Genomic DNA, 2,432 nt, shown 5'->3' on the forward strand with positions numbered 1-2,432 from the left:
GACGAGGCCCCCGATGAGACTGCTGTCCCTGGGCGGGGTGGCCGCCGTGCTGGCCGCCCTGCTCGTGCCCGGGTCCACCCCCGCGCGGGCCGCGGGGTCGTACGACTACACCGAGGCCCTGCAGAAGTCGATCTACTTCTACGAGGCGCAGCAGTCGGGCAGGAAGCCCGGCTGGAGCCGCGTCGAATGGCGCGGCGACCGGACGCTGAACGACGGCAAGGCGGCCGGGGTGGACCTGTCCGGCGGCTGGTACGACGCGGGCGACCACGTCAAGTTCGGCTTCCCGATGGCGTTCACCACGACGATGCTGGCCTGGGGGGTGGTCGAGAACCGGTCCGGGTACGGCACGCAGCTCACGCCCATGCTGAACAACCTGAAATGGGCCACCGACTACCTGATCGCCGCCCACCCCGAACCGGACACGCTGTACGTCCAGGTGGGCGACGGCAGCGTGGACCACGCCTACTGGGGCCCGCCCGAGGTGATCGACATCAAGGGCATGTCCCGGCCCGTCTACAAGATCACGCCGACCTGCAAGGGCACCGACGTCGTCGCCGAGACGGCCGCCGCGATGGCGGCCTCCTCGATGGCCTTCCGCCAGACCGACGCGGCGTACGCGGACACGCTGCTGACCCACGCCAGGCAGCTGTTCACGTTCGCCGACACGACCAAGGGCACCAACGGCCAGGACACGGCGTACACGAGTTGCGTGCCGGGCATCTCCGGCTACTACAACTCGACCTGGGAGGGCGGCGCCGACCACCCCGGCGCGACCAAGATGTACTGGGACGAGCTGGCCTGGGCGGCCGTGTGGCTCTACCGGGCCACCGGCACCGGGAGCTACCTGGACAAGGCCCGCGAGTTCTACCCGAAGATGGGCAGCGAGCCCGACGTCGGCCAGGGCGCGGGCGGCACGACCGTGCCCGCCTACACCTTCGGGCTGGGGTGGAACGACAAGGAGTACGGCGTCTACGCCCTGATGGCGACGCTCACCGGAGAGCAGAAGTACGCCGACGACGTCCGGCGCTACCTCGACTACTGGACGGCCGGCTACAAGGGCAAGAAGGGACCGGTCACCCCCGGCGGCCTGGCGTACATCTTCAACTGGGCCTCGCTGCGCATGGCGCTGAACACCGCCTGGGTGGCCCTCGTCTACGCCGACCACCTCGGCCCTGACGACCCGCTCTACGCGCGCTATCACGACTTCGCCAAACGGCAGGTCGACTACGCGCTCGGGGACAATCCCCGCCGTTCCAGCTACATGGTCGGCTTCGGGACCAATCCGCCCACGCACGTCCACCATCGCGCGGCCAGCGGCCAGTACCTCGGCTACATGAGCGACACCACCGGCCCGAACCTGCACGTCCTGTACGGCGCGCTCGCCGGCGGCCCCGACCAGGCCGACGCCTACACCGACAGCCGTACGGACTACGTCCGCAACGAGGTGGCGATCGACTACAACTCCGGCATCACCAACGTGCTCGCGCGGTTCGCCAAGGAGTACGGCGGGACGCCCGTGGCGAACTTCCCCGCACCGGAGGAGAAGTACCAGGAGATCCGCGCCGAGACCGGCAACGTCTACACCGGCGTGGACGGCACGTCCATGACCGTCACCATCACCAACACGTCGAACTGGCCGCCGCGCGTCCTGCGGTCGGGCAAGGCGCGTTACTACTTCACGCTCGACGGCTCCACCTCGATCTCACAGGTGAAGGTGACCGGCGGCGACAGCGGCGGCTGCGCGGTCAGCGGGCCGGCGCCCGCCGGGGACCGCACCTACTACGCGGAGGTGGACTGCACGGGCAAGCCGATCTACCCCGGCGACGCCCAGCTCTACAAGCGGGGCACACAGCTGCGGATCTCGGTGCCGAACGGCGCGACCTGGGACCCGGCCAACGACTGGTCGGCGTCGGCCGCCTCTCACGTGCCGGTGTACGACGGTGACACGCTGGTCTGGGGCACCCCGCCCGGCGGCACCGCATCCCCCTCGCCGTCGCCGTCCCCCTCGCCCAGCCCGTCGCCGTCTTCGTCGCCCTCTCCGGTGGACACCACGCCGCCCAGCGCGCCCACCGGGCTGCGGGTCTGCGGGGCGGACTTCGAGAACGCCGTGCCCATGTGCTGGACCGCCTCGACCGACGACACCGGGGTCGCGGGTTATGACGTGTACATGAGGCAGGGAACCGGCTTCACCAAGATCGGCTCATCGGCGACGACCCTCTACGTCGCGGAGAGGCTGGTCGCCGGCACGAGCTACACGTTCTACGTGGTGGCCAGGGACGCCGCCGGCAACACCAGCCAGCCCTCGGCCACGCTCACCGCGACCGCCCAGACCGGCCTGTCCTCCCCCAGCCCCTCGCCGAGCCCGTCCCCCTCGCCCAGCCCCTCGCCGTCCCCGAGCCCGTCGCCGTCCGCGTCGGCCGGCGCCGGATGCG

At 70.7% G+C, this 2,432-nt stretch carries 1 protein-coding gene; it reads left to right on the plus strand.

Annotated elements, in window-relative coordinates; genetic code table 11:
• Positions 1–13: 13 nt before the first annotated feature.
• Positions 14–2,432, plus strand: a 2,419-nt coding sequence (locus AAH991_RS39935; protein WP_346231160.1) for a glycoside hydrolase family 9 protein, incomplete at its 3' end; no start/stop codon positions are given.

Source organism: Microbispora sp. ZYX-F-249 (assembly GCF_039649665.1).
In the GTDB taxonomy this organism is placed as follows: domain Bacteria; phylum Actinomycetota; class Actinomycetes; order Streptosporangiales; family Streptosporangiaceae; genus Microbispora; species Microbispora maris.